This window comes from Ktedonobacter robiniae, assembly GCF_016587375.1.
GTDB lineage: Bacteria > Chloroflexota > Ktedonobacteria > Ktedonobacterales > Ktedonobacteraceae > Ktedonobacter > Ktedonobacter robiniae.
Map to the genome: position 1 here is coordinate 1,801,099 of NZ_BNJG01000001.1, position 26,090 is coordinate 1,827,188.

Annotated in this window: 21 protein-coding genes; 6 read left to right on the forward strand and 15 right to left on the reverse strand. The window is 53.3% G+C overall.

What is annotated here, in order from left to right:
- The first annotated feature begins 438 nt into the window (after positions 1–438).
- Positions 439–2,013, forward strand: coding sequence for a pyridoxal phosphate-dependent decarboxylase family protein (locus JMJ04_RS07530; RefSeq protein ID WP_201369911.1), 1,575 nt, complete (start codon positions 439–441; stop codon positions 2,011–2,013).
- A 6-nt stretch (positions 2,014–2,019) separates the two neighbouring features.
- Here the strand turns inward: JMJ04_RS07530 and JMJ04_RS07535 are convergent, their stop codons facing one another.
- Both JMJ04_RS07535 and JMJ04_RS07540 read right to left on the reverse strand, forming a co-directional pair.
- Positions 2,020–3,180 (reverse strand): hypothetical protein, encoded by a 1,161-nt coding sequence (locus JMJ04_RS07535; RefSeq protein ID WP_201369912.1) that lies wholly within the window; start codon positions 3,178–3,180, stop codon positions 2,020–2,022.
- A gap of 40 nt (positions 3,181–3,220) precedes the next feature.
- Positions 3,221–5,734, reverse strand: a complete 2,514-nt coding sequence (locus JMJ04_RS07540; RefSeq protein ID WP_201369913.1) for an MFS transporter — start codon at positions 5,732–5,734, stop codon at positions 3,221–3,223.
- 305 nt (positions 5,735–6,039) lie between these two features.
- On the opposite strand from JMJ04_RS07540, the gene JMJ04_RS07545 reads away from it, so the two are divergent.
- Positions 6,040–7,215 carry a phosphoribosylaminoimidazolecarboxamide formyltransferase gene (locus JMJ04_RS07545; protein ID WP_201369914.1) on the forward strand — a complete coding sequence of 392 codons (1,176 nt, stop codon included), beginning with the start codon at positions 6,040–6,042 and terminating at the stop codon, positions 7,213–7,215.
- 72 nt (positions 7,216–7,287) lie between these two features.
- Here the strand turns inward: JMJ04_RS07545 and JMJ04_RS07550 are convergent, their stop codons facing one another.
- From JMJ04_RS07550 to JMJ04_RS07570, 5 genes are all read right to left on the reverse strand, one after another.
- Positions 7,288–7,704: a hypothetical protein gene (locus JMJ04_RS07550; RefSeq protein WP_201369915.1), complete on the reverse strand. Its 417-nt coding sequence runs from the start codon at positions 7,702–7,704 to the stop codon at positions 7,288–7,290.
- 154 nt (positions 7,705–7,858) lie between these two features.
- Complete coding sequence (locus tag JMJ04_RS07555; protein WP_201369916.1) at positions 7,859–9,010, reverse strand: DUF6585 family protein; 1,152 nt, start codon at positions 9,008–9,010, stop codon at positions 7,859–7,861.
- Positions 9,011–9,137: 127 nt separating this feature from the next.
- Positions 9,138–10,325 carry a cysteine--tRNA ligase gene (cysS, locus tag JMJ04_RS07560; RefSeq protein WP_201369917.1) on the reverse strand — a complete coding sequence of 396 codons (1,188 nt, stop codon included), beginning with the start codon at positions 10,323–10,325 and terminating at the stop codon, positions 9,138–9,140.
- Complete coding sequence (locus JMJ04_RS07565; protein WP_201369918.1) at positions 10,312–11,100, reverse strand: TatD family hydrolase; 789 nt, start codon at positions 11,098–11,100, stop codon at positions 10,312–10,314. Before JMJ04_RS07565 ends, cysS begins: the two co-directional genes overlap by 14 nt.
- A gap of 471 nt (positions 11,101–11,571) precedes the next feature.
- Positions 11,572–11,862, reverse strand: a complete 291-nt coding sequence (locus JMJ04_RS07570) for a hypothetical protein (protein WP_201369919.1) — start codon at positions 11,860–11,862, stop codon at positions 11,572–11,574.
- A gap of 366 nt (positions 11,863–12,228) precedes the next feature.
- Between JMJ04_RS07570 and JMJ04_RS07575 the strand changes: the two genes are divergently transcribed.
- Both JMJ04_RS07575 and JMJ04_RS07580 read left to right on the forward strand, forming a co-directional pair.
- Positions 12,229–13,167, forward strand: a complete 939-nt coding sequence (locus JMJ04_RS07575) for an SMI1/KNR4 family protein (RefSeq protein ID WP_201369920.1) — start codon at positions 12,229–12,231, stop codon at positions 13,165–13,167.
- 3 nt (positions 13,168–13,170) lie between these two features.
- On the forward strand, positions 13,171–14,175 hold the full coding sequence (locus JMJ04_RS07580) for a hypothetical protein (protein ID WP_201369921.1): 1,005 nt from the start codon (positions 13,171–13,173) through the stop codon (positions 14,173–14,175).
- A 31-nt stretch (positions 14,176–14,206) separates the two neighbouring features.
- On the opposite strand, the gene JMJ04_RS07585 is transcribed toward JMJ04_RS07580, so the two are convergent.
- The 7 genes from JMJ04_RS07585 to JMJ04_RS07615 form a co-directional block, all read right to left on the reverse strand.
- Positions 14,207–15,496, reverse strand: coding sequence for a hypothetical protein (locus tag JMJ04_RS07585; protein ID WP_201369922.1), 1,290 nt, complete (start codon positions 15,494–15,496; stop codon positions 14,207–14,209).
- 271 nt (positions 15,497–15,767) lie between these two features.
- The gene (locus JMJ04_RS07590; protein ID WP_201369923.1) at positions 15,768–17,081 is read right to left on the reverse strand and encodes an RNA-guided endonuclease InsQ/TnpB family protein; all 1,314 of its coding nucleotides are present in this window, start codon (positions 17,079–17,081) and stop codon (positions 15,768–15,770) included.
- 192 nt (positions 17,082–17,273) lie between these two features.
- Complete coding sequence (gene dtd / locus JMJ04_RS07595) at positions 17,274–17,720, reverse strand: D-aminoacyl-tRNA deacylase (RefSeq protein ID WP_201369924.1); 447 nt, start codon at positions 17,718–17,720, stop codon at positions 17,274–17,276.
- 191 nt (positions 17,721–17,911) lie between these two features.
- Complete coding sequence (locus JMJ04_RS07600) at positions 17,912–18,826, reverse strand: phosphotransferase family protein (protein ID WP_201369925.1); 915 nt, start codon at positions 18,824–18,826, stop codon at positions 17,912–17,914.
- Positions 18,827–18,971: 145 nt separating this feature from the next.
- The gene (acpS, locus tag JMJ04_RS07605; RefSeq protein WP_201369926.1) at positions 18,972–19,517 is read right to left on the reverse strand and encodes a holo-ACP synthase; all 546 of its coding nucleotides are present in this window, start codon (positions 19,515–19,517) and stop codon (positions 18,972–18,974) included.
- A gap of 94 nt (positions 19,518–19,611) precedes the next feature.
- On the reverse strand, positions 19,612–21,021 hold the full coding sequence (locus JMJ04_RS07610; protein WP_201369927.1) for a UDP-glucose dehydrogenase family protein: 1,410 nt from the start codon (positions 21,019–21,021) through the stop codon (positions 19,612–19,614).
- A 4-nt stretch (positions 21,022–21,025) separates the two neighbouring features.
- Entirely contained in the window at positions 21,026–21,688 is a 663-nt protein-coding gene (locus tag JMJ04_RS07615) for an MBL fold metallo-hydrolase (protein WP_201369928.1), read from the reverse strand.
- A 665-nt stretch (positions 21,689–22,353) separates the two neighbouring features.
- Here JMJ04_RS07615 and JMJ04_RS07620 point away from each other — a divergent pair.
- A complete protein-coding gene (locus JMJ04_RS07620; RefSeq protein WP_201369929.1) occupies positions 22,354–23,703 on the forward strand; it encodes a hypothetical protein in 1,350 nt (449 codons plus the stop codon).
- A gap of 206 nt (positions 23,704–23,909) precedes the next feature.
- Positions 23,910–24,611 (forward strand): MerR family transcriptional regulator, encoded by a 702-nt coding sequence (locus tag JMJ04_RS07625; RefSeq protein ID WP_420799459.1) that lies wholly within the window; start codon positions 23,910–23,912, stop codon positions 24,609–24,611.
- A 142-nt stretch (positions 24,612–24,753) separates the two neighbouring features.
- Here JMJ04_RS07625 and lgt read toward each other — a convergent pair whose 3' ends face one another.
- The gene (lgt, locus tag JMJ04_RS07630) at positions 24,754–25,797 is read right to left on the reverse strand and encodes a prolipoprotein diacylglyceryl transferase (RefSeq protein ID WP_201369930.1); all 1,044 of its coding nucleotides are present in this window, start codon (positions 25,795–25,797) and stop codon (positions 24,754–24,756) included.
- Between the last annotated feature and the right edge of the window lie 293 nt (positions 25,798–26,090).

The following is a 26,090-nucleotide window of genomic DNA, read 5'->3' on the forward strand; positions in this document are numbered from 1 at the left end:
ATATTAATAACGCATAAAAATTTCTTACAGGCAGCAAAGCTATACAATATGGCTTGCTTATATTTAACCATCAAGACGCATCACAGGCGTGCTTACAATTGCCTAGAATAAATGCTAATTACTCAATACGTATCGACTATTTATTATGTCTAGATTGTAATATTGAAGCACGCCCTTCCCTTACCCGAAAGGCTCGCTACACGAGCCGAAGCAGGTTCCAGATGATTTTTTATTCATATTCAACGTGTCACAGAAACTCAAAGTGAAAATATATTTAGCAATGCATCAATGTTTTTGCATGAGCTATATTGACGATTACCATCTATTTTCTTACAATTAACTGCAACAAATGATTACTCCGTGGTAAGAAGGCATACAATACCAGGATATTCCCATCTAAACGTTGTTCTCTGGTTGTTATGTGGAGGTGGTTGAACAATGCATATACCTCTAGAAGCAGGACCCACGCCCCAACCCCGCGAGGGTGATATGGACGCTGAAGCTTTGCGTCACTATGGACACCAGGTCGTCGATTGGATCGCTAATTATATCCAGAGCGTCCATACACGCCCCGTTCTGGCCCAGGTCAAACCGGGCGACATCCAGGACATGCTCCCTTCCCATCCACCCTCTCAAGGTGAAGAGATGGATCAGATCCTGGCAGATGTTGAACGCATCATTGTTCCCGGCCTGACCCAGTGGAACTCCGGCAGGTTTATGGGCTATTTCGGCGTGACCAGCGCTGGACCAGGCATACTGGCTAATATGCTTGAAGGAGCCTTCAATGTCTCACGTATGCTCTGGAAGACAGCTCCTGCCGCGACCGAACTGGAGCAAGTCACGCTGGATTGGCTCCGCCAGATGCTTGGCCTGCCCGCACCCCTCTTTGGCATGATCCATCACAACTCCGCTATCACCAATGTTCTCGCGGCGGCGCGCGAGTTTGTTCCCGGCCTGCACATACGCCAGCAGGGACTCGCGGGTCGCAAAGAGATGCCGCGCCTCCGCTTCTATGCCTCCGAGGAGGCTCACTCATCACTGGAGAAGGCGGCTATTCTGCTCGGTCTTGGACTGGAGAGTCTGCGGAAGATCGAGACCGATGATGCCTACCGAATAAATGTGGAGGCGCTCGACCAGGCCATCCGCGAGGATCTACGCGAGGGCTGGTGGCCCTTCGCGGTTGTGGCCACTGTAGGCACAACCTCTACGACCAGCGTTGACCCCGTGGAGTCCATCGCAGATCTCTGTGAGCGCTATGGTCTCTGGCTCCATGTCGATGCCGCCTACGCCGGGGTCGCGGCCCTCATGCCCGAGAAACGCTGGGTCCTACGCGGTTGCGAGCGGGCCGATTCACTCTCGATCAATCCCCATAAGTGGCTCTTCACTCCCTTCCACTGTAGCGTCCTCTATACACGCCGCCCGCAGGCGTTGCGCGCTACCTTTAGCCTGACCCCCGACTACCTGCAAAACACCGAGAGCCGTTCAGGACAGGCGATCAACCTGATGGACTATGACACCTCCCTGCCACATGGCTTTCCCGCGCTCAAGCTATGGATGACGTTGCGCTACTTTGGTTATGATGGTCTCGTCGCCAATATCGCTGAACATTGTCGCCTGGCGCGCCTCTTTGCCGATTGGGTTGAGGCTTCAAGTGATTGGGAGTTGCTCTTCCCCACTCACCTCAGCGTGGTCTGCTTTCGCGCACACCCCTGGACCATCCAGAACGAGGAACGGCTGGATCATTTGAATGAGCGCGTGCTCAATCGCGTTAACGCCAGCGGGCGCTGCTTTCTCTCGGCCACCCGCTTGAAGGGTCGCTATACACTCCGCCTCGCTATTGGCAATCTGCGCACACACGAAGAGGAGGTACACCTGGCCTGGAATGAGCTACACACGGCCTTACGCCAGGAGTTGGGCGCGACCCCAACCCTCTGGCACACGCTGCGCCAGGGCAGGCTACGTCTGCTCTCGTTCTCAGATGTGCCCGCCAAACCCAATAATCTCTTGCCATAAGCCAGGCTAGAAGAGGCCACCCGGCGCCGTTACGGAGAGGATCATGCTATCGCCCGCCGCGCAGGGCACATTACTATTGGGACCAATGCTGGCCGTGTTCAGCGTAAACTTGTCGCCGAGCGCACTACCCAGCTTGCTATTTAGCTCCTGCTGAATCTGGCTATTGTAGGTATCATAAGGAAAGGTAAAGATGGAGAAGATTGTAACCGTGGTCTTCTGCACCTGGATAGCCAGCTTCCCCTGCTGTGCCAATGGCATAATCGTCGTGGTCGCCTGGGCCAATTTCAAAGATTTTCCCAGCGTGATATCGCTGGTCGCAACCAGATGGTTTCCACTCACGGAGAGCTGGATATTCCGCGCGAAGAGGTCATTGCCCAGAGAGAGTACGCCCAGGCCAGGTCCCAGGGTACTCAGTGAGCTAGCAGGAATCTCGACATAAGCATGCGTTCCCGCTGTAGCGCTCGCTGGCTTCTGCCAGTTCGTCAGAGTGGTGCGCGAAGATTGCCCCCGCGTAAAGGTTGCGTTCTGCGTGATCGCTGGCGCGTCCAGGTTGATCGGGAGCTGCATGCCAACATCTAACGCGTTCGCGCCACAGCCCGGAGTCGTATGAATGCTTTGCAGCTGCCCTAGGGGCGTGGGCAAGGTGGTCAGGGGACCACTGACCAGGGTTGGGCTTCCCTGGAGCGGGAAGGCGCTGACCTGAATCGTCGTGGCGTTGAGCACCGTAAAACGCACAAGCAGGTTGGCGTCGATAGGTTTAGGATCGCCGGGATAGAGACTGATACGCATCGAGGTCACCATCCCCCCTGCCTGCGGCGAGAGACCTGTAAGCGTGGCCGAGGGCTGAATCAAGACCTTTGCCATCTTCGCTGCCCAGTCACGCGTGTCACCTGGCATCCCATCCGTGATGCCTTTCAGCGTGCTAGCGACCGTTGAGGGCACCTGCGCGTCGATGCGCTCCTGAAAGATAGGCCGTAGCGCGTCGGTCGCCAGGTAGATATGTGCGCTCAGGGGCAGCTCCTGCTGCACACGCATTTGTATCACGGTGCGTGTCGCGGCATAGACCGGAGTAATCAACACCAGCACCGCGCTCACAACTATAAGCATAAGCACTATACTCCCCAGCCTGTAGGGAGTACGCATCCACAATTGTTGTACCTTACACATGCAACCTTCTCTCCTGGCCCGCTACTGGCGTACGCGGCTACTATGGGATGGTCAGGGTAGGTGAAAGCTTGTTGATATCGATTGGCCCGGTGAAGCAGTAGGGAGCGGGCGTGGCTATATGCGGCAGGTCGGCCACAGCGGGCGTCTCCAACTGGATCACGAGCATCATTGTACCTTTGCTACAGTTCAGGGTGGTTGTGGTATGTACCGCGCGTATCTGTACGCTCTTGAGTTGGGCGTGTAGCGCGGGCATGATCGAGTTGGTAAACATCTCGTTCACCGGGTCCTGCATAGCAGCTGTAGCCTGGGGGCCGGCATCCAGTCCGTCACGGCTGAGATGGGTAACCTTCAAATGGATATTCTGCTTCTGGTCAAGGCCAAGCTGGCCATCCATCGCAACCGTCATGCTGCGCTTGATCCCATCGGTATTGATATTCAACCGCAGGCTTAGACGCAGGCCATCGTTGGGCAGCGGCGCGACGCTGATATTGCTGATAGTGTCGCTCTTGATCTTCAATTGCGAGGTTAGCAGCGAGGTCACCGCCTGCTGATCCAGCCCAACCTGCAAGGTCAATGAACGCAACAACGGTTTGGCGCTCTGCTGCCGCAGCATTGGTCCATCCACAAGAAGGGTCGCCAGAATGCCACTCCCAATCAGCAGCAACACCAGGAGGATGCTTCCCACCGCGAGCACCTGGCGCGGCTGCGCGAAGATGCTCTTGCCCGGAATGGGGGGCGTGCTCAAGTCCAGCTCGCGCTCCGCCACCGGCGCCTGGTTTCCCCAGAGGAAAACGGCGGGAATGATCGCCAGCAGACAGAGCCACATCGTAGCAAAGAAGACCGAGGTATAGACTGTGTGTGCCGAGCGCACCACGTGGACCGCATAGTTTTGCACCCAGATGATATAATCGCCCGCCGTCGCCTTCATCGAGATTGAGGCATAGCCTTTGATACGACTATTGAAGTCGGCTAGCGCCCACGAGGTCAGGATCGCCAATCCCAGGATCATGCCAACCATACGCAGCGCCGTGATGACCGCCGAACTCATGCCTGCCTGCCTACTTTTTACAGCATTCAAGGCACTGGTGCCAATGGGTGAGATGACCAGGCCAAAGCCCAGGCCTGCCACGACCGTGCTTGTGGTAATCTGCGTCCAGCTAACATTGATGGGCCAGCGGCTCATCAGGTAGAAGCCACCCGCGGTAAACAGCAGGCCCAGCACTGCCGTCCAGCGACAGGTAATATAGTTACACAGCCACCCACCCAGCAACGCCCCCACGGGAATCAACGCGGTCATACGTAACAGAGCCAGGCCGCTATCCATGACCGTTAATTGCATAACCGTATCTACATAGATGGGGATATCAGCCATGGCTATGATCAACGCTGCTCCGACCAGCAGGCTGACCAGGGTAGAGGCACTGAAGGTGATACGTTTGAAGAGCGAGAGTTCGACCACCGGCCAGCGCACCTTGCGCTCAACCAGCACAAAAGCGATGAAGAAGAGTACCGCCAGGGCCAGGATGACGGGATTGTTCTGCGGGGCCGCACTGGTGCTGACATGTGCCGTTCCCATCTCCGCGCCCTGCTGAGCCAGTCCCAGGCTCAAGCAGGTCAGAGCCAGTCCGAGCAGGATGCTTCCCAACCAGTCAACACCCTCGCGCTGATGTTCTCCTTTGGGAATACAGAACCAGGTCCCAGCCATCAGGACTCCCACAATGGGGATATTCAGATAAAAGATGGCCTGCCAGCCGAGATGCTCGACCACTAGCGCGCCATAAAGTGGACCCAGCGCGCCACCTATCTCGGTGACTGCGCCGATGATACCCAGGGCAATGCCCAGGCGCTTCTGCGTATAGAAATCGCCCGCGATAGCCATAGCCACCGGGACCAGCGCGCCACCACCAATGGCCTGAAAGAAACGAGCCGAGATTAGCCAGATGAGTCCAGGTGACGAAGTATCGATGCCCAAAGGTTGCAAGAAGCTCAGGGGAAAACGCTGCCCCAACATTGGCGCGATGGCGCAGAGAAACGAGCCGATACCGAAAATGGCTAAACAGATCTGGAAGATGCGCCTGCGTCCATAGATGTCTGAGACACGCCCCATCAGGGGCATAGCCACAACAAAACCAAGTAGGTAAGCACTCACGATCCAGGAGGCATGATCCAGTTGTGTCAGGGATAACTTGAGGTCCGTAATCACCTGTGGAAGCGCCGTCACCACGACCGTTTCATCCAGGGCCGTAACAAAGACGGCAAAGCAGGCGATTGAGAGCGCCATAATCGCCAGGCGGCGATTGCCCTCTGGCACTAGCTGGCGCAAAGAATCACTTAGCTGTTCGCGTACTGAGGTGGATGTGGAGGTTCCCGCCAGGGGTCCCGTGGGAGCATTCACCAGGGTTGGGGTATCATGTCCCTCACGCACATCGCGCTCCTCGTGCTGAGGATCATCCCCAGTCGTCGCGGCCGCATCCTTCGCGGCCTTCAGTTCTCGCTGAATCGCTTGCTGCTGCAAACGCGACGACGTATCATGATCGTCTTCTAAGGTATACATTCTCCCCCCAATGCTAGGCACTACCAGGCGAAAGCACAATGAAATACGCACAAAAAACAACGTCACACCACCCCCTTTTCGCGGATAAATTCTTACTCAGGTTTGCCCTCCTGCTATCCCGTAGCGTAAGATAAATAGAGACTCACCCCACTACCCAGTAGTGATTCCCTCTCTGGGGGATACTATTCTTCTTCCGAAATCCAACGTCACTCTCGTGACTAGCGCTTCCCCCATTCGGGGACAGGCGCGCTCAGGTTTTCGGAGAAGTAGACTACCTATTTTTTTGTGAAGAGGAACCTTTTCTCATGGAGAATACAGAACTTACGCTGCGCTATGGCTGTAATCCACACCAGAAGCCAGCTCGCGTTTATAGCAAGCAGGGAGCGCTGCCCTTTCAGGTGCTCAGCGGCGCACCTGGATATATCAACCTGCTCGACGCACTCAACTCCTGGCAGTTAGTGCGCGAGCTTCGCAGTAGCCTTAACCTACCTGCCGCGACCTCCTTTAAGCATGTCAGCCCCGCTGGTGCCGCCGTTGGTGTCCCCCTGGACGACCGCCTGAAACAGGCCTACGCCGTCGAGGACCTGGAGCTCTCGCCGCTCGCAACAGCCTATGCCCGCGCTCGTGGAGCTGACCGCCAGGCCTCCTATGGTGACTTCGCAGCGCTCAGCGATATCGTCGATGTTTCAACAGCGAAGCTCATCAGTCGCGAGGTCTCCGATGGCGTGATCGCGCCCGGCTTCGAGCCAGAAGCCCTGGAGATCCTGCGTAAGAAGCGTAAAGGCTCATATATCGTTTTGCAGATTGATCCCAACTATGAGCCAGGGGAGATGGAGACACGCGAGGTCTTTGGCGTAACCTTTGAACAGAAGCGCAACAACGTCGTTCCCACCTTCGAGATGCTCAAGGATGTGCCTACGCGCAATAAGAACCTCTCCGAGGCCGCGCAGCGCGACATGGTCCTCTCCCTGATCACCCTCAAGTACACCCAGTCTAACTCCATCTGCTTCGCCTACGATGGCCAGGCCATTGGTATTGGCGCGGGCGGGCAGTCGCGCATTATGTGTACACGTGCCGCGGCTGCCAAGGCCGAGAACTGGTACCTGCGCCTGCATCCCGCAGCCCTCTCGCTGCCCTTCAAGGCCGGCGTCAAGCGCCAGGAAAAAGTCAACGCCGTTGACACCTACCTGCGCGACGACCTGACCGCCATCGAGGAGAAGGAGTGGGAGCAGCTCTTCGATGCGGTCCCGCCCCGCCTGACCACTCAGGAGAAGGAGGAGTGGCTTTCAGGTCTAAAAGGCGTCACCCTGGGTTCCGATGGCTATATCCCCTTCCGCGACAGCATCGATTGCGCGGCCCGCTACGGCGTCTCCTACGTCATCCAGCCCGGCGCGTCCATGCGCGACGAGGATGTCATCCAGGCCTGCGACGCATACGATATCGCCATGGCTATGGCAGGCATCCGCCTCTTCCACCACTAATATAGATCGGTGACGTGATGGACCCTGGCAGCCTGCGGTTGTCAAGGCCTATCACATCACCTCTCTCCTTAGTTAGTGCTGATTCTTCAGGCTACGTACCACGCCTGTCCCCTGCACAAGGAAGCCATCATACGGCTTGGTCAACACAAGGTAATACTTACCAGGTGTACTATGGGTCTCGAAGGTACCTCCACACTCGGGGACCGCCAATCTCTGCACCTCGGGATCAAGCCCCAGCAGGGCCATCCGTCTTACAGCAACTGTCATGGTATATCCCTGGCGACATGAGCGGGAGGTAAGCGTCCACTTCGCGTCACCAGTATCCATCGCATAGCTGTTCGCGATCTTTGCGTGATTGGTAAAACTATACGAATAGTTATTTGAGTAAGCTGAAGCACTCAACGGCGAGCCAATCACCGCAACGGCAAGTGCAGCCACCAGCGCCACGCTCGCCAGCACAAAAGACAAAGAAACAAACAACTTTTTCATCAACAAATTGTCCTTTCCACCCTACAACATATGTTGTTTCTTTAACTCAGTATACGTACACATGAAAATATAATGAGCACGAAATATATTATATCTATGACTTTAAGGCCATAATTCCATTGATAGGCATATAGAAGCTATCTATGTCTTCTCGTTACCCTACCTGTACCCTGTCTTCTACATGCTTATCAAGAATAGCTTTTATCTCCACTTGTTGATGCATATATCCACTTATCATCACGATATCTCCCTTTGTCAGATACATCTGACAAAGATGTGGAGAGAGCATGAGCAGGGTCTTATGAGAGACAATTCTCTCGATTTGCTCCCAAGACACAACTTCAAATACACTTGCTTCAATATATATCAAGCCTTGACTGTACAGATGAAGCCGAGTGAAGCGCGCAAAGTAGCGCGGCATATAAATACCACTGATAAATAGCACAAACATATAGATCAGATGCCAATAGGAGCGCAGAAAACTTACATCCGGGAGAAAATCAAGGTTAAAGATACTCCGACCAAGAAATAGAATGATACCAATGATAGGACCTACAATGAGCACAGTCCAGATGAGCAGCAGCATATAATAGATTGGCACCGCCAGTATCTTTCTGCGTAAAATGCCTTTAAAGCCCGCATGGTATGTTGCTATATGCTCCCCCAGTCGATACTCAGCACCTAATTGTTCGACTTCTTCAGGTCGCTCATATAAGATAAACGCTTCCTTCTCTGTAGCGATTTGTACTTTCTCCTGCTGAAGAAAGCTTTTCCTGATGAGCAGATCTTCAAACCGCCGCTCAATATCCCTTTCCTCTCCATCTCGTGCAAGCTGTGCTTTTAACTCGATCTCTTGAATGAGCACAACTAATCGCGGTATACGGGATCCAATCTCGATCGTTTCCTGGTTTGCAAGGTATATAACACCCTTTTCATGATTCCCTGTCACCCATTCAATCTCTTCCCAGCGCGCTACCTGATAAGTCTTTCCGCTGTGTACAAGCAAACCAGAGGCATAGATATAGATGGTCATAGGCTGCGCCAGCAAAATTATAGCCATAAGAATAAGCCCAACAACAGGAGGTATAGCCACAAAAAGGCCATCTAGGAATAGGTTAAAAGAAGTAAATTGAAAACGGCTAAAGCTGAGAGCCATGACTAACATGACGAGGGAGAGTATGCCTATGATCCATCCCAGTATTTTCAGATCGGAACGCTTATCTGTACAATAAATCTTGAGTGGCGCCCCTAAGTGATGTTTCTCCGCCAGTTGAGAAGCTTCATCAGATACTTGCGCAACCATCATTTGTCTCTTCTCCAGAGCAATTTTCTCGCAATTGTAGCATACAAGTAAACGCTCCCAGCCACGAAATACAAAAAGAGAATGGAGAGGCTCGTGCCTGCAAGCCTCCCCATTCTCTTGCTCTACTAGATTAGATGCACAGGCCCAGGACGCGGGACTGGCGGATGACCTCCGCGCCAGCGTTTAGGTCGCGGTTGGCAATGACGGTCTGGGCAGCCTCGCGCAGTCCCGAGACGGCTGTAGGCGTATCCAGGTCGTTCTCCATGGCCTGCTGGAAGAGGGCGCGAACCTGTGCGTCCTCGCCATGGCTCTCCTCACCCACAAGGCAACGCACCTGCTTAAAGAGTTCAATCGTCTCTTGCGCCTTGCCCAGATCCTCGGGTGTGCATTCCCAGGGCTGACGATAGTGATGGCTCTGAAGCGTCACGCGGATCACATCTGGTGAATAAGTCTTGAGCAGGTTGCTGACCAGCGTCAGGTTACCCAGCGACTTGCTCATCTTCTCGCCATCCTGGTACACCATGCCGGTGTGCATCCAGAACTGGCTGAAAGGCTTCTTGCTGGTATAGTGCTCGGATTGCGCAATCTCACAGGCGTGATGGGGGAAGGCCAGGTCGGCACCGCCACCATGGATGTCGATCTGCTGACCCAGGTGGCGAATCGACATGGCGCTACACTCTATGTGCCAGCCGGGACGTCCCGGACCCCAGGGGCTGGGCCACGCGGGCTCACCAGGTGCCTGGGCCTGCCAGAGCACGAAGTCCAGGGGATCATGCTTGCGCTTATCCTCGGGAAAATTACCACGCTCATTGGCGACATTGAGCATCGACTGGTAGTCATTGAGGCCAATCGCGCGCCCAAGGGTACCAAAGTCGGGGTCCTGCTTCACGCTATAGAAGACGCAACCCTCGCTCACATAGGCCAGGCCCTTCTCAACGAGGTCCTGCACGATCTCGACAACATCAGGAATCGCGTCGGTGGCGCGTGCGTAGACATCGGGGCGACGAACGTTTAGAGCGTCCATGTCGCCCAGGAAGCGGGCCGTCTCACGGCGTCCCAGTTCGTCCCAGGCCATATTCAGCTCACGGGCCTTGCGCAATACATCGTCATCAATATCGGTCACATTCTGTACGTAGCGCACGGTGATCCCCTGCGCCTCCAGATACCGAATGAGCGTATCAAAGGATACATAGGTAAAGGCATGCCCCAGGTGAGTTGTATCGTATGGAGTGACACCACATACATAGATAGTGGCCAGGCCTTGTTTAAGCGGGGTAAAAGGGTCAATGGATTGGGTCAGCGTATTAAATAGCTTCATCTATAGCTCCTAGAGAGAACAGGCGAATAGCGTTCTGTGTAGTGATTTGAGCAATTTCCTCAAGCGTCATATCTCGAATATCAGCAAGTTTCTGCGCCGTGTGCCTGACAAAGAGGGGCTCGTTACGCCTCCCTTTCTCTGGCTTGGGAATGAGATAAGGGCTGTCCGTCTCCACCATCACCCGGTCCAGGGGAACTATACGCGCCACTTCGGGCAATTCATTTCCCTGTTTGGTGAGGGGACCCGCGAAAGAGAGGACAAAACCGGGGAAGCTGGTCAGGCACTCCTCAGCTTGCTTAACGGTTCCAGAGAAACAGTGGAAGACACCGCGCAGCCCCTTACCATGGGTCTGCAACAGCTCTACCACATCCTCATGTGAATCGCGCACATGAATGATACAGGGCAGGTCATACTGACGGGCCAGCTCCAGGTGCGCGCAGAAAACCTCGCGCTGAATATCACGCGGGGTGAGCATGCGAAAATAGTCCAGTCCAAACTCGCCGATGGCAACGACTTCTGGCTCGCTGGTCATCTCACGTAGCTCAGCCTCTACCTCAGGCGTATAGCTCTGGGCATCGTGCGGATGCACGCCCACGCCCGCGAAGACCACTCCTGGATGCTCCTTCGCGAGTTGGAGCGCCGCCCGGCTAGATGCCAGGTCGCAGCCTGGATCGATCATGCGTGTCACACCGCCCTTGATGGCGCGCTGAATAACCGCCTCACGATCCTCCTGAAAGCGGGACATATCAATATGCGTATGGCTGTCCGTAAGCACTCTCTGATCCTTCTCTCTTTCCCAAAATCCCTGTGAGGGACTTTCTGATACACCGGAAACGTTGTAGGATCCATGCTTGCATGGACTTCCTCTGGTGCATCACGTACACAGACCCCCAGATATCTCGGGGAGAAGAGCACATAAAAATACGGGGCGCATCCTTACTATGATGACCGCCCCTCCATGCCCATCTCCTCGAAACACGTTCCCAGAAACTTGCTCTTCTATATAGAACACGCGAGGGTTCGATTCTATGCCCTCAACATGCTAGCATATCCCATCTGGTATTTTGATCGGCCAAAACTTCAGCATTTGTAGTATACGTGGCCCCTTCTTGCACTGTCAAATAGCAGGTAGGCTGCTAGTAGTACTAGCCAGAGACACCTGAGAAAACCTCTTCCGCTTTTTAAGCATACAAAAAGATACTCCTACTAAACAAACTTGTGTTGCAGGAGTAAAAGTATGCCATACTTACAAATCACCATACCCTCCGGCAAAAGCGAGGCCGAGGCAAAAGCCATACTCACCGAACTGCGCGATACCTTTCCCCTGCGTCAATCCCAGGGCCGTTCCCTCCGCATGACATCCTACTACATCGTCTTTGAGCAACCCGAGCATACAGCTTTGACGATGGAGCAAGTGCTCTGGCTTGAGCAACATGGATACGAGGATCAACAACGCTCTTCGATATACGATAATGAGCGCACTTTGTACATTCGCTTTCTCGAAGACCAGGACCAGGGTTGCCGCAACTGCAATCACCCATTCGACGATGCCCCCTTCGGTTACTGCTCACAATGTCACACACGCGACCCTTATAAGACCATCTCTTTCTCCCTTCAATTCTCGCCTGAAGAACACGCATATATCTCACATGTTGCTCGTCAGGTCTGGCATAATTCAGAAAACGCCTATTTGGCCCGTATATTACGCAGTCTTATCTCAATTCTCTCCAATCAAACCAGTGAGCAGAGCACACACCTCCTGGCTACAGACAGGTTTAACACCTCTGTACAAACCTTTACCAGAGATCATCCCAAACAAAGTGCAGACCTCCAAAACCAAAGCAAGATGGAGGGCAGATTAACACAGATCCAAATCATACTCTCACACCGTGAATATCGAGCCATGCAAGAACTGGCTGAGCAGCTAGGCGTAGATATTCACGGTATAGTGCATCTATCTCTTGGCATTCCCGAAATACAACTCGCAGAAGCTAGCCTCTCAGCTGCAACAGGAAATATCTTTTCCTGCGAAAATGGCTTTTATCTGAAGTATTTTGAAGAGCAAGCCACACAAATTTCTCCACCTACTCAAACAAAAGAGCCTAAGGTTGTCTCTGTCTATGCCGCTGATGGACGAGCTGTGCCTATGGATATTTTCCAGCTTATCTTTCAATGCATACTTATTTCTCGTCACCTGCCTCTCCTTGAGGGCACTATCATTCCTATTCTGGTAGGCTTATCACGCACACAATCCGGTCAAACCCATCTCGCTTGGGAAAAGGAACAATTGAGCAAACTGAACACAGAGACGATTATTCGAAATGTACCATGTTTGCCAGAAGAAATCATCCAATTGGAGCAAGTTATCGGCGCCTCCCTACCAGCGGCCTATGTAGAATTCCTCGCCTGGATGGGTCATAGCTCAAGCGAATTTATGCGCCACCTGGACTGCTTCTACCCCTCGCTCATTCACTTCCAACAAGCTGCTCATGATCTACTGGCGAAAGATAACAGCCTTGCCACCTTGCCTGATGATGCCTTTGTTTTCTTTTTCCAGCCTGAGCAAAGCTTCGCCTTCTTCCGCACCTCCGAGGGCGATAATCCCCCTGTCTACGCCCACCGACAAGATTGGCGACATTATCCTTTCAGACAGATCTACTATCACTTCAGCGACTTCCTGGCCATTCAAATAGCACTTCACGTCGAACATAGATGCGTGGGCCCATTTACTCCTGTGACAATCACTCAAGAATCAATGGATGAGCTTTTCATTCTAGGCGCAAAAATCCGAAACGCGATCAACCAGAAATTAGCCCTGAAAGCGGAGCAAGGAGAACAATAAACTATGTCTGTTGATTGGCTTGACTACATTCCCTTTAATTACAAGCGCTATGTGCAGGAGATCCTGCCAGCCTTCGAACAGGCCTGTATAGGTAATCCTAAACCAATAGAGGCACTACTACAAACGGCCACCACCTTTGCTTTTAGTCCTGGATCTACATGTCCTATACCGCTTACAGGTGAACATGTTGAGAAGCTCCTCAACACGCGCTACAATTTTCAGGGGTTATTCGACGCCGAGACCTCACATGCCTTGAAAGAAGGAGCGCCCTGCGATATCTGGCGGCATATGGCCCAGATTATTCCCACCCTTGAGGGCAAAACCATGCGCACCCTTGGCAAGTATGGCAATCTGCTACATAGTCACGTCTTTAGCACCTTCTGCTGTGAGCTACCGCCGCCTCTCAAAAAAATTACAGGAATGTTGCAAGACTATCCTTTTATCTTGAATGAAGACGTTTATGATTGGCTTGAGTATTGTGATCGCGATTCTGAGATAGAGGCAATTTGGTCAGTTTTCAGACAGCTTCCCCCCTCTGAGCTGGCTCATAAGCTGCCCTTGCTCAATTCTGATAACGAACTAATACTTCTATCCTATGGTCACCGTGCGTTTACCGGAGCCGTCAATGAGCATATCTCAAGTTTTATTACCTGCGAAGAAGCTCAGAACCTACTCCAACTCCGGACCCGTGACACACCGCTCCTGGAATCCATTGTTTCTTGCTGCGTACGCGATGGGAGGTCAAAAGATTGGAGTATCGACATTACTCGTATTGATCCCCAAATGGTAAAGCACATAGAAACTGTTTTCCCCTGGCAACCCAATGGAGAAAAATTCGACATTGAGGAACGAGCGCTTTTCGATTATTGGATGCAAGAACACAATGAGGAGATGCAAGGCTTCATTCAAAGATATCATGAAAATCTGTGGCGCATAGAGGACGAACTACTTCATCGCGTACGTTTCGCTGTTGAGCGAGGTTGGGGGCTATTGAAGTTACAGCGCTGATAGTCAGCACTGTAACTTCGCACTTTACATCTTATTGATACTCGTTGATACGGCTGTGGGTGTCGTTTAGCTCGGCCAGGGTGGCCTGCAATTCTTGCTCTAATTCTGCCAGTTGCTGTTTGACACTCTGCAATTGTTGCTCGTGGTCTTTGGCGCGTTGCAGGCGTGACTTAGCCTCCTGGAGCTGCTGCTGGGTCGCCTGAAGTTGCTGCTGATAACGCTGGAGTTGCGCAGCATGCGTCGCCGTAACATCATCATTCTGGCTGACCTGATAAGCTCCGTTCTGGTTCGCCAAAGCAGCTCCTACCGAAGCATCCTCGTAGCCTGCACCCTGCGCGGAGGTCGTGCCCTCAGTCGCGGCCTCTTGCGCAGGCGTCTCCCCGCCCCAGGTCGCTGGGGCCGTCGCACCCTGCGCCTCTGGATTCTCGTCAGCAGGCGCCTCTACCTGCGAGAGGTCAGGCTCGGTGTTATAGCGCGAGGTGTACGCCTCGGTACTATCATATTGACCATCTTCGATTTTATACTCAGCAGAGGCGGCATCCTGCTCGGGCACGTCTGGCGCCTGAGGCTGCTGCTCAGCGGTGCTCGCCTCAGGTTGCTGATAAGAATCTTCCTCTGCTTCGCGCTCGACTATGCCTTCATCCACATTCTGCTCGCTAGCTTGCTCCTCTGGCTCAGCATCATAGTTGTCGACCTTCGGCACATAATCACCTATGGGCGTCTCATCCGCCGCGCTCTCAACAGGCCGTGAATAGTTGCTATCTTCAGCGTTTGCATTCACGTCCTGCGATTCCTCTGGCTGCTGATAGAAACCTTCTTCCTTTCCAGGCTCGGCATAACTTGTAGCGGGCTGCTGATATGCGATTGTCCCCATATCCTGCTCGCCGACGGGGTAGTCGCTCGCCTGCGTATCATCAGCCGCAGGCTGACCGTCATTACCTGTATTATCATCTGCGAAAGATGTGCTCGGGCGCACATTGTACGCGCCGTAGCGATGCAAGATCCCTAGAACCTCTTCTTCTCGCCCCGGCGACTGGACCGTCAGCAGAGTATTTCCATTACTATACTCACTTGCGTAATACAGGGCATCATCGTCCGAGAAACCCAGACCATTGAGATCCCTGGCAATCGTGCTGCTTGTCGTGTCATTCCCTGTGAATAGACTCTTGAGATCCTGAAAGAAGCTTCCCGTTGTTCCCGGCGCGGAGAAGCGAATCTGCTCATGCGCGAAGCCCGCGCCATACAGCCCTTCAATGGCCTGCTCGGCCTGGGAACGGTTCCGAAAAACTCCCACAACTGTAGAGGATGGCGTCACTGACATGCTTGTGCTCCTTCACTCATGCCCATTAAGTTCTTATTCCAAAGCCCTACTCCCATTCTGGGGGCGCGTCACTCTCGCCTGCCCCAAATGGGAATGACTAACGCTTCCCCCATTCGGGGATAAGCGCGCTCAAGGTTTCGGATAAGAAGTAAGCATAGTTTTTGCGAGAAAACCAGAACTATAATATGAAGATCTCTCCCGCACACGCACCCATGTTTTCCACGTCTTTTCTCAGCAAAAAGATGCAAGTTCACAAGTCAGTACCCTACGGCTAAAGCCGAGGGCTTGGAGTTGTGTCTGAACTCCACCGCAACTCAGCATACCTTTTCAGGCGTGCTGCTTTGGCTTCATCGTCCGACACATCAGGGCGTACTGACAAGAGGCCCGTTCCTATCCAGTCTTGCCGGATAAGAAGCGTTCGCATCGCAATATTCCTCGCGCCAACCAGATCGGCATGGAGCGTGTATTGACAATTCTGACAGACAAAGAGCAAGCCCTTGTAAGGGCGATTCTCTTTGCAGGTGTGCCCACATTTGGGGCAAGACTGCGAGGTATAGTTGGCATCCACCTTGATTGCCATACTTTGATGCAAGAGCGCTTTATAGGCGATCATCGCGTGCAACTCACCAAAAGCCCATTTGGAGAAGGTACGATTGGCTTTTCGCTGTTTGGCACTGGCTTGTTTGCCTTTCCGTCGTTTGGTGTGCTCACGAATGTCTGTCAGATGCTCCAGTCCAATCAAGCTTTGTGAATATCGGGCAACAATCCGTTTACTCACGACATGATTGGCGTTGGCTTTCAACCGTCTCTCTCGTCCACTGATGGCGACGAGCCTTCTCGCCGCGGAACGAGTGCCTTTCTTTTGCAGACGCTTTCTCAATCGTGCGTAGTGGTGAGACCTGGTAATAGGAGAGATGTCAGCATGGAAGGTGCAATCGCCTTGCATGGTCGCCGTGACGGCAAGGTATCGCATCCCCACATCCACGCCAACGACCTGCTTGTGCGTTTCTGGGGTAGGATCAGCCGTCTCCACTTCCAGGGAGACGAGCAGGTAAAACTGCTTCTTGGGCTTGTCATACCAGAGTTTCGATGCACCTATCTCCGTACCACGCTGGATCAATGCCACGTGCTTGTCATAGCCAGTATAGGGAACCTTGACCCGTCCCTCAAGAGTGAGAAGACTCACGTGCTGCTCTTTCTTGAACGTGTAGTCCTTCTTATACTGGTAGGTCAACGTGGGGGAGAGAAACGTAGGAGCCTTATCAAGCCCTTTGTACCGCTTTTTGGTGAGACCTGCCTTACGATGAGCAGCATTGTTCTTCACCTTTGTCCATAAGCCTTTATAAGTGGCTCCAACTTGGCGAGGAACAGAACAGGCCATTTGTGAGGGAAGGTGAAAACGGAGGCGAATCTCATCATACGTGCCATCTTGCAGACGAACAGCATTACTCATCTTGCCATTCTCAAAGGCATATGTACTGACATAGTTGAGAGCATCACGATATGCCAGTTGTGTCTCACGTAATTCCTTGAATTGCTCGGGTGTTGTATTCAATTTGAGTTTCGCTGTTAACACCGTTTTCATACTTTAGAGTAAATCATAGTTTTCATCTACCTGTCAATAGAAAAGGAGCAGATGAAAAAGCTGTCTACGGGGTCTCTCACCCAAGCCACCGACAAAGGAACGCCGCATTCCTCCCCATGCCTGAAAGGGCAGGGGCATCCTGCGGCGATTTCGGTGAATTCCCTACAGCAGTCAGAATTTGTGCAGCCCTCCCTACAGCTCCGCACTATCCAGCCAGATGGTTACCGGTCCATCATTGCAGAGCTGCACCTGCATATGCGCACCAAAGACGCCACCTGCTACCTTCACGCCGTAGCCCGCTATCCCTCCTTTGAAGCGCTCTACCAGAGGCTCAGCAAGCACGGGCGGCGCGGCATTTGTATAGCTCGGGCGCCGTCCCTTGCGCGCGTCTGCGTAGAGCGTAAACTGCGAAACCACCAGGGCCTCGCCCTCCACGTCTAACAAGGAGCGATTCATCTTCCCCTCGGCATCTTCAAATATCCTTAGATTCACGATCTTCTCGACCAGCGTCTTGACCTGGGCCTCGCCATCTCCCTGGCCCACGCCCAGCAAGATCAGCAAGCCCCCGCCGATCTCACCCACTACCTCTCCCTCAACCGTCACGCTCGCCTGGCTAACACGCTGTAGTAATGCTCGCATAGCTACCTCACTTCGTTATTTATAACTGCTTTACTTCTCTCTAGAAGGTATTCTCAGCGTCTGCGACGCTTCGCGGGGTTATGGGATGTGGTGGAAAAATGCCTTTGGCATTTTTCCACCACATCCCATAACCCCGCGAGCCACGTAGTGGCAAGGAATCCTGCCTGCATGGGCGATGTCATTGCTTCTGACTACTGCATATACTCGCGCAGGCGCTTGATGCTCCAGCTATACGCGGCGGGATCGAATAGCTTGCAGTCAGAGAGGAGCAGGCTATAATACACCCCATATACACGTATCGCGGTAAGGATTTCCGGGCCATATAGCGCCAGGGCCTGCCGGGTCAGAGAGGTAATCTCTTGAGGCGTTACATACTCATAGAGGTCAAGAAACATTACTGCGCCAGCGATATCCATAAGGTGATCGCCCACCACGCTCCACCAGCTGACATCGAGTACTGCGGAGATCTTCAGCTTATCATCGACCAGCACATTGCCAAAGAAATAGTCGCCATGCACAAAGTTTTTCTCGGGAGTATCAGGCACATTCTCGATATCCTGGAGAAACGTCTCTAGCAAGCGTGCAACATCAATCCCTTCCTGGCGCAGATCATCCTGTGTTTGTGGCAATTTAAGTGGGGCCGTTTCCCGCAAAAACTGTCTCCAGCTCTGATATGGTACTGGCGACTGTCCTGGGGCATGAAAGATGCTTCCATATGGTTGTGTAGGGAGAGTCACCCCTTGCAAGTGTCTTACAGCCTTAAGATAATTAGACAGCAGGCGCTGCCTCTCATTTGTCTGTAGTCGAGCATAAACCGTACTGATTGGCCTGCCTACTAGCTTTTTCTCTATAAGATAGACTGTATCCTCATGTTGCTCAATAGCATAAATTTCTGGCACGGCGAAAGGGAGATGATGAGTGGACAGCCATGCATAGATAGAGCACAGATGGTCCAGGTTATCCCGCTCGACCGGTCCTTTATAGATCTTGACCACCTTGTCCGCAGTATATTCATAGGCCTGGCTCTCAGAACCTTCTCCAAGCAAAACTGGCTCTTTAATACCAAGGATGGAGAATATTTCTTGTTGTATAGTCAATCTACTCATTTCACCTCTTCTTCCAGCGATAGACAAAAAGGCCGATCCTTACGACTAAAGCACGAGTTTTCATAGAATGGTATGATATTGCCCGTACTATTCTATGAAAACTCGTGCTTTAGCAGCGTCTTCCCACACTACCCACGCACGCTGGTCAGGACTCTTCTTCAGTCTGCTGATTAGTTTGTCTGGCCGAAGGAGCGATATCGGCCTGTACGCCTACGGCGATGGCAATGGAGAGTTGGGCCAGGTCGGCGATGCTGACATCAAAAGCGCTCAAGCCTAGCTGCTGGGCGCGCAGCATAGCTGTCCCGTGCAGGCGCACGGTTGGACGCCCGCTACGCAACTGGACGACCTCCATTTCGCGCCACTTAACCCCACGCAATCCCGTTCCCAAAGCCTTACTGATGGCCTCCTTGGCCGCGAAGCGCCCCGCCAACCGGGCCGGCTTATTGCGACACTGGAGCACCTCTTGCTCGGTAAAGACGCGTTTGAGAAAGCGCTCGCCGTGTTTCTCAAAGACCTTGCGCACCCGGTCAACTTCGATAATATCGATGCCAACCGCGATATTGACGCCCTGCGTGGGGAGGAGTCCTCCTGGTAGGCCGGCCTTGCCCGCAGGACCAAAGAGCCAATCGGGAATCTCGACACCAGGCTGGCGCACCAGGGGTGTAAATAAGAGTGGTTGCTCGCCGTCCATTACAGGCCTCCCTTGAACAAAATATACCAATGCCAGGCTCCAGTAGTCGCGTATGCCAGTAGTGGGTCCGCTACTGGCATACGCGACTACTATTTTACTTGCTCTCTTCGAGGCTGAGCAATTGCGCCTCGCCTAGAATGCTCGTGGTATCGCCTGGAGGCAGGATTGTTGGCGCGGGGCCAGTTCCACGCCCAATGCCACGGTAGATGAAGCCATAGCGATTCATCTCTGTCGCCTCGTAGATGTTGCGACCGTCGATCAGGACGGGGCGGCGCATAGCGGCACGCACCTGTAGCATATTGAGCGACTTAAATTCGTTCCATTCGGTGGAGATCACCAGGGCATCAGCGCCCGTTGCGACATCGTAGGAGGTCTGGCAGAACTCGACCATATCCAGGTTAATGCCCTCGCGCTCAAGTGCCGCACGCCCAGTCTCTGTAGCCACGGGATCATAGACGCGTACGGTCGCGCCCTGCGCGGTAACCCAACGGATAATGTCAATGGAGGCTGATTCGCGCATATCATCGGTATTAGGTTTGAAGGCCAGGCCCAGGACACCAATCACGCAACCACGCAGCGAGCCAAGAATATTGGTCAGTTTGTTAATAACCAGGCGGCGCTGATCATGGTTGATATCCATGACGGCATGAAGCATCTGAGGGTGAAGACCCGCTTCGTCCGCCATGTGGGCCAGGGCACGCACATCTTTGGGAAAGCAGCTACCGCCATAACCCAGGCCAGCATCCAGGAAGGCACGCCCAATGCGCTTGTCGTGGCCCATACCCTCGGCAACCTCTTTCACATCCGCACCCAGGCGCTCACAGATCTGCGCGATTTCGTTAATGAAGGAGATCTTGGTCGCCAGGAAGGCGTTCGAGGCGTACTTGATCATCTCAGCAGTATAGATGTCCGTTACAAGGATGGGGGCACGCAGCGGGAGATAGAGTCGTGCCACGCTCTGAGCTGCTTCGGGATCAGAAGAGCCAAGCACAACACGATCGGGGCGCTGGAAGTCGCCCAGGGCATTGCCTTCGCGCAGGAACTCAGGGTTCGAGACCACTGCAAAGTTGACCTCAGGGCGCTTCAGGTTGTTGCGAATGACACGCGAAACCACATCACCACTACCTACTGGTACCGTGCTCTTATTGATAACGATAGCATAATGATCCAGTTCCTGGGCGATCATGCGTGCAGCCATCTCGACATAGCGCATATCGGCCGCGCCCTGGTTGGCACCCGTAGGTGTGGGAACGGCAATGAAGATAAACTCAGCATTGTCCAGGCCCTCCTCGTAGCTGGTCGTGAAGTGGAGGCGCCCCGCGTGTACATTACGCTCCACCATCTCTTCCAGGCCAGGCTCATAAATGGGTAGAATTCCCTGCTTGAGCTTTGCGATTTTCTCTTCAATTATATCTACACAGGTGACGTTGTTGCCCATGTCGGCAAAGCAAGTGCCGGTAACGAGTCCAACGTATCCTGTTCCCAGAACACAGATATTCGACACGATTTCACTCCTCTATAGTAACAAATGGATTTTCGTGCTTTTCTTCTTCAATAGTGGAAGGCTCACCATGACCAGGAAATACAAAGAGGTCTTCGGTCAAGGTATAGAGCTTATTGCGAATCGATTGTATGAGCTGCTCGTAGTCGCCGCCCTCCAGGTCAGTGCGCCCGATGCCACGATAAAAAAGGGTATCGCCGCTAAAGACGCAATATGGCTGACTGATCAGGCAGACGCCACCCCGAGAGTGACCGGGAGTCTCGACAACCTCCAGTGTGAGGACACCAATGGTAAAGCGGTCGCCCTCTTTGAGCAAGATATCTGGCTCACGCTCGACAAGCGGATGTTTGAGGTTGTATCTTTTTGAGATTCGCTCATCAGTATACATGTAGACATCAGCGGGATGAATCGCCAGTGGGACTGGGTAAACCGCGCTAACCTCGTCAATAGCTCCCGTATGGTCAAAATGACCATGCGTGTTGATAATGTACTTAGGAATGATTTGCAGTTCTTTAATGGCTTCGAGAATCCGTGGAGCCTCGTCGCCGGGATCTATAATGACAGCCTCGCGCGTTTGTGGGCAGGCATACAGATAGCAATTTTCTTCCAGCATGCCTACAGTGATACAGGCGACAATAGGCTGCTCTTGATTGGTGCTGGTCCCAGACATGGTATGCAGCTCTTTCTTTACAAACATTCGCTAACGTCAAGCGTTCGACCCCCATTATAACATAACGCTCTTCAACCGCCCTTCGTACCTGGGAGCTAAATAACCTATGTTAAAGTACTGGCTTGACTCCTCGCGCCTGCGGCGCTTGCCCTGGTAGGTGGTGTGATGCGTGTTGGCAGCTGCAGGCTGCCAACACGCATCACACCACCTACTAAATATACATGATGTTAAATAGAAACCCGGCAGAAGTCAGCAGCAACGGCAGAAATTGCAGCTTCACCTCCTATGTGATAAAGTGGTCGACAACGAGGCTTTTTTGCCGATAGGTATGCATCATAACGTCTTTTATAGACATTGCACACGGCGTAACCATGCAATGTCGCCTCGTAATTAAAAACTGTTTGAGGGTCTAGAACGTAAACTATTATAGCTGTATATTCCTATATCAATCCTTCTTACATATCGGAGAAAAAATCTTTTACCATTTTTAACTGGACGAGAAAGAAAAAGATGTGTAGAATGGATGTAGGAAATGCAATCAGCAATAGCGGGAGATAAGGATCTCTCCTCGCCCTATGCAAGCCAGATTGCTGGCGTTTATTCGCATCGCAGTGCCCGCAAAAAATGTAGACGGTCGATAGCACTCGGAGGAAGAGAAGCAAAACATGTCGAAGGATCAATCGGAACGCAGAACCTATCGCCGGAGTCCTGGACGCCAGTATGACTCCGAGTTTGATCCCCTGCGCAGCCGTACTGGCGCTAGCAGGAGTGGTCAGCTCAATAGCAACGGGGCTCGACAGAGCGGTCGCTTGTCTTCGCCATCCGATAGCCGCTCTGGATCTCTTCATACCCAGCGACCCGACCCACGCAGAACACGCCAGTTGTTGCGCCAGCAGATCATTTCCAGTAAAGCTTCCGGGACAGAAGAGGAAGGCGATGAACTTCGCGAGCTAGAGACCGATGAGTTGGAGCAACGTATGCGCCGCACCTCGGGTGTTATAGCTAACAACGTCTCTGCATCACGTAGCCCTAACCGGACCCGTAACCTCTCCTCCCAGGCACCTTACCTTCCAGCGGCGCACGATCTCTACCTGGATGAAGACAACGAATGGGAACAGGCAGAACTTGATGAAGTCATAGACGACGAATATGAAGATGATCCTTTAGACGAGCGCCTGGGCTACGCCAGTCCAGGCCCGGGCATTGCACGCTCAGCCCAGCTTCAGCCCCGACGTAGCGTTATGTATAATGACGTCTATGAACGTCGTGCGCCCAGCGGTCGCCTGGCACCTCCTCTTCCACCAGAAGAAGAATACGATGAGCCCTATGAGGAATATGACGATGAGGGCTATGAGGAGATCGACGAACGCGAGGCCCGCCGTCAGAAGAAACGCAACAAGAAGGTCTCTCGGCGTGGAATTCTCATCGGCCTGGGGGCCGCTGCGGTAGCGACCGCAGGCGTCACCGCCTATGAGCTAGGTCCCAAAATTCCTCAAGCCATTAGCGACACCGGGAGCAATATAGAGCACCAGATCCAGGATGCCTTCAATAAAGGTATGGCCCAGGGAGCTGAAAACGCACGCAAGGAGTTTATCACGGCCCTGGATAACCTGGAGGGCTTTACCCTTCAAGGAGCAATTGAGGCCGCCAAGTTGACGCGGGTGGCCTATGACGTCTTTGTCGCGCCCATCGTCCAGTTTGGCTCGACGGTCGCAACTGATTTCTTGAAGGCCATGCTCAGCGCGCTTAAGACCGCGCGTGGCCTGCTTGCGGGCGTCTACCAGGACAACGCGACCCTTCAAGCCATCCAAAAAGTCCTTGAAAGTTGGGTCAGCCAGGTACAGAACATGCCTAAGCAGCTTACCGCCGTAACCCAGACTGACCTGGATGGTGCCCAGGCCTACCTGCGTGCTCTCCAGCGCAAAATTGATGATGAGAAGGCCAAGCTGAATAACCCTCAGCCCTCGCCGACTGTTCCCGCTTCACCACAGGCCACACCCAAGGCCAAGCAATAGAAATGGTATGTGTTGGAAGAGACGGCTTCGCCGTCTCTTCCAACACATACCAGGTCACTCATGCTTCTGAAGCAGTTTTCCAGGGTCAGGGTATATGAGGAGGAGGCCGGCTTCACTGGCCTCCTCCTCACATACCCTGACCCTGCGAGCCACGAAGTGGCGAGAAGTCCTGAATATATCGAAGAAAATAAACGAGGAAGAGTGCCTTGGTCCAGAGTGATGTAGAGCAACCTTCCATGCTGCGTATTGATGAGCTGGCGCAACAGGTGGGCATGCCAAGCCGGACGATTCGTTTTTACAATACCCAGGGGCTGTTGCCGCCTCCTGTCATGAAAGGGCGCACGGCCTACTACACGCAAGAGCATTTCGTGGTTCTGGGTATTATTCGCGAGCTTAAAGAACATCAGAATCTCTCATTAGAGGCAATCAAGCGCCTGCTCGAAGTTCGCGACCAGCAGGGAGATGTGCAGATGCACATGGCGCTCAAGCAGCGCCATCTCAAATCCCTGACCGTAGGTGGTACACAGGTTCATTTAGCCCAGGAAGAGCTGGCGCGCCAGGGAGAAGTAACTGTCGCGCGCATCAATGAACTGGTAGAATTGGGGCTGCTCTTCCCCTTCGAGGGCGAGCAAGACGAGCAGCTCTTCACTGGAGATGATGTGCTCTTGCTTCAGCTTTACCGCCACCTGGAAGAATTGGGCCTCCCCCTCGCGCTCCCCTCCCTTATCCGTTTCCAGCTCAAACAGCTTACGCGTAGCGAGGTCGCGGCCTATGAGCAACATCTGCTCCCCCGCTGGCGTGAAGAGGGTCTCGCGCTGGAGCAACAGACTGAGCGCTTCGAGGAGGTTATGGCTTTGTCTGATACACTCATTTCTCTCCTGCACCGCAAGCTTCTCTACCAGGGCTAATGACTTCTCGCACCTGCGGCGCTCGCTTGGAAAAGAGAAGTGGGGCGTACTGCCAGCCTACGGCTGGCAGTACGCCCCACTTCTCTTACTCAGGAGTTGATGGCTTGTTTGAGCCTCAGGCTGGCAGTACGCCCCACTTCTCTTACTCAGGAGTTGATGGCTTGTTTGAGACTACTTCTGTTTCGGCCTCATCCTCATCGACGTTTGTCTCTTTGGCCTGCTCCTCTGCTTCGGCTGGCTCCTCTGGCTTCTTATCTCTCTCTGCCTCCTTGCTTGCCAGTTGGGGAATGCCATAGGTGGCGGCTACCTCTCCCTCGGGAACTGGTTTGGATCGGGAGAAGACCAGGTAGGTGATGGGCAGCAGGAGGACGAACAGGATTACCGAGGTCCACTGCGCCTGCTTGAGAATATGTGTTCCCAGGAAGTCGACGATGATGTTGTCGCGCGTAAAGAAGATGAAGAACTGCGTAATCACATACGCGTACAGGTAGACCAGCATCAGCATGCCTGGGCGCCTGAACTTGCGCGCACAGTAGAGCATGACGCCGAGCAGTACGATATTGGTGATCATCTCGTATAGGGCTGCGGGCTGCACGGGAACGTTACAGAGGTTGTAGACGCCGCAGGCCCAGCTCTCGGGATGTACATAGACCGTCGACCAGGGTAGCGTGCTCTGATAACCAATGATGTCGCCATTGATGATGTTGCCAATACGCCCAAAGATCTGGCCCGCCGCGCCAAAGAGGACAGCCGCGTCTACCAGGACCAGCGGATTCACGCGCTCGACACGCGCACGCCAGAAGAGGGCCGCGATAACCAGGAAGATCGCGCCAAAGAAGGCCATGCCGCCCTCCCAGGTCGCGATAATATGAATAGGGTTCTTCAAATAGTATTCAACCAGGTTTGGCTGCTGTAAGACGAAATACAGACGCCCACCAATCACACCAGCCGCGATACACCACCACAGGAGACGGTAGACCAGGTCTTCCGTAACACCCTTACGCTGGCAGTATCCCTTGATGACCCATAACCCTATCAGGATACCAACGACATACATCAAGCCATACCAGCGTACGGCTAGTGGGCCAAGCCTGAAGATGACCGGATCAATATTCAAGTAGATATAGGGTGGGCCAATACGTAACCATCCCCAATTGATAAGATCGGCGAACGGGAGAGTTCCCATGCTATCACTCCATATACTGATAATTTCTCTAGCAAACAGGCAAGTAGAGTTGCAACCTCTTTCGCGCCTGGTATTGCCAACATTGTTATTTTACGCTTTCCTGTATCATAATATGCATTACGTAACCACGCAACCCGTCTATCGGGTAGGTGGGGAGGTTCTAGTTCTTGCCTCGGCTCGCTACGCTCGCCGGGTAAGGGGATGTGGATGGAAAACGGCATTGCCGTTTTCCATCCACATCCCCTTACCCGTGGACGCCGCAGGCGCACAAGCGTTACCTGGTGAGCGCGCAG

What these genes read in the sequence shown, in the direction of transcription:
- JMJ04_RS07620 (WP_201369929.1), top strand. Translation starts at nt 22,354, where the DNA reads ATGTCGAAGGATCAATCGGAACGCAGAACCTATCGCCGGAGTCCTGGA.
- JMJ04_RS07545 (WP_201369914.1), top strand. Translation starts at nt 6,040, where the DNA reads ATGGAGAATACAGAACTTACGCTGCGCTATGGCTGTAATCCACACCAG.
- JMJ04_RS07615 (WP_201369928.1), bottom strand. Translation starts at nt 21,688, where the DNA reads ATGTCTGGGACCAGCACCAATCAAGAGCAGCCTATTGTCGCCTGTATC.
- JMJ04_RS07530 (WP_201369911.1), top strand. Translation starts at nt 439, where the DNA reads ATGCATATACCTCTAGAAGCAGGACCCACGCCCCAACCCCGCGAGGGT.
- JMJ04_RS07535 (WP_201369912.1), bottom strand. Translation starts at nt 3,180, where the DNA reads ATGTGTAAGGTACAACAATTGTGGATGCGTACTCCCTACAGGCTGGGG.
- JMJ04_RS07580 (WP_201369921.1), top strand. Translation starts at nt 13,171, where the DNA reads ATGTCTGTTGATTGGCTTGACTACATTCCCTTTAATTACAAGCGCTAT.
- JMJ04_RS07555 (WP_201369916.1), bottom strand. Translation starts at nt 9,010, where the DNA reads ATGATGGTTGCGCAAGTATCTGATGAAGCTTCTCAACTGGCGGAGAAA.
- cysS (WP_201369917.1), bottom strand. Translation starts at nt 10,325, where the DNA reads ATGAAGCTATTTAATACGCTGACCCAATCCATTGACCCTTTTACCCCG.
- JMJ04_RS07540 (WP_201369913.1), bottom strand. Translation starts at nt 5,734, where the DNA reads ATGTATACCTTAGAAGACGATCATGATACGTCGTCGCGTTTGCAGCAG.
- dtd (WP_201369924.1), bottom strand. Translation starts at nt 17,720, where the DNA reads ATGCGAGCATTACTACAGCGTGTTAGCCAGGCGAGCGTGACGGTTGAG.
- JMJ04_RS07550 (WP_201369915.1), bottom strand. Translation starts at nt 7,704, where the DNA reads ATGAAAAAGTTGTTTGTTTCTTTGTCTTTTGTGCTGGCGAGCGTGGCG.
- acpS (WP_201369926.1), bottom strand. Translation starts at nt 19,517, where the DNA reads ATGGACGGCGAGCAACCACTCTTATTTACACCCCTGGTGCGCCAGCCT.
- JMJ04_RS07600 (WP_201369925.1), bottom strand. Translation starts at nt 18,826, where the DNA reads ATGAGTAGATTGACTATACAACAAGAAATATTCTCCATCCTTGGTATT.
- JMJ04_RS07585 (WP_201369922.1), bottom strand. Translation starts at nt 15,496, where the DNA reads ATGTCAGTGACGCCATCCTCTACAGTTGTGGGAGTTTTTCGGAACCGT.
- JMJ04_RS07575 (WP_201369920.1), top strand. Translation starts at nt 12,229, where the DNA reads ATGCAAGAACTGGCTGAGCAGCTAGGCGTAGATATTCACGGTATAGTG.
- JMJ04_RS07590 (WP_201369923.1), bottom strand. Translation starts at nt 17,081, where the DNA reads ATGAAAACGGTGTTAACAGCGAAACTCAAATTGAATACAACACCCGAG.
- lgt (WP_201369930.1), bottom strand. Translation starts at nt 25,797, where the DNA reads ATGGGAACTCTCCCGTTCGCCGATCTTATCAATTGGGGATGGTTACGT.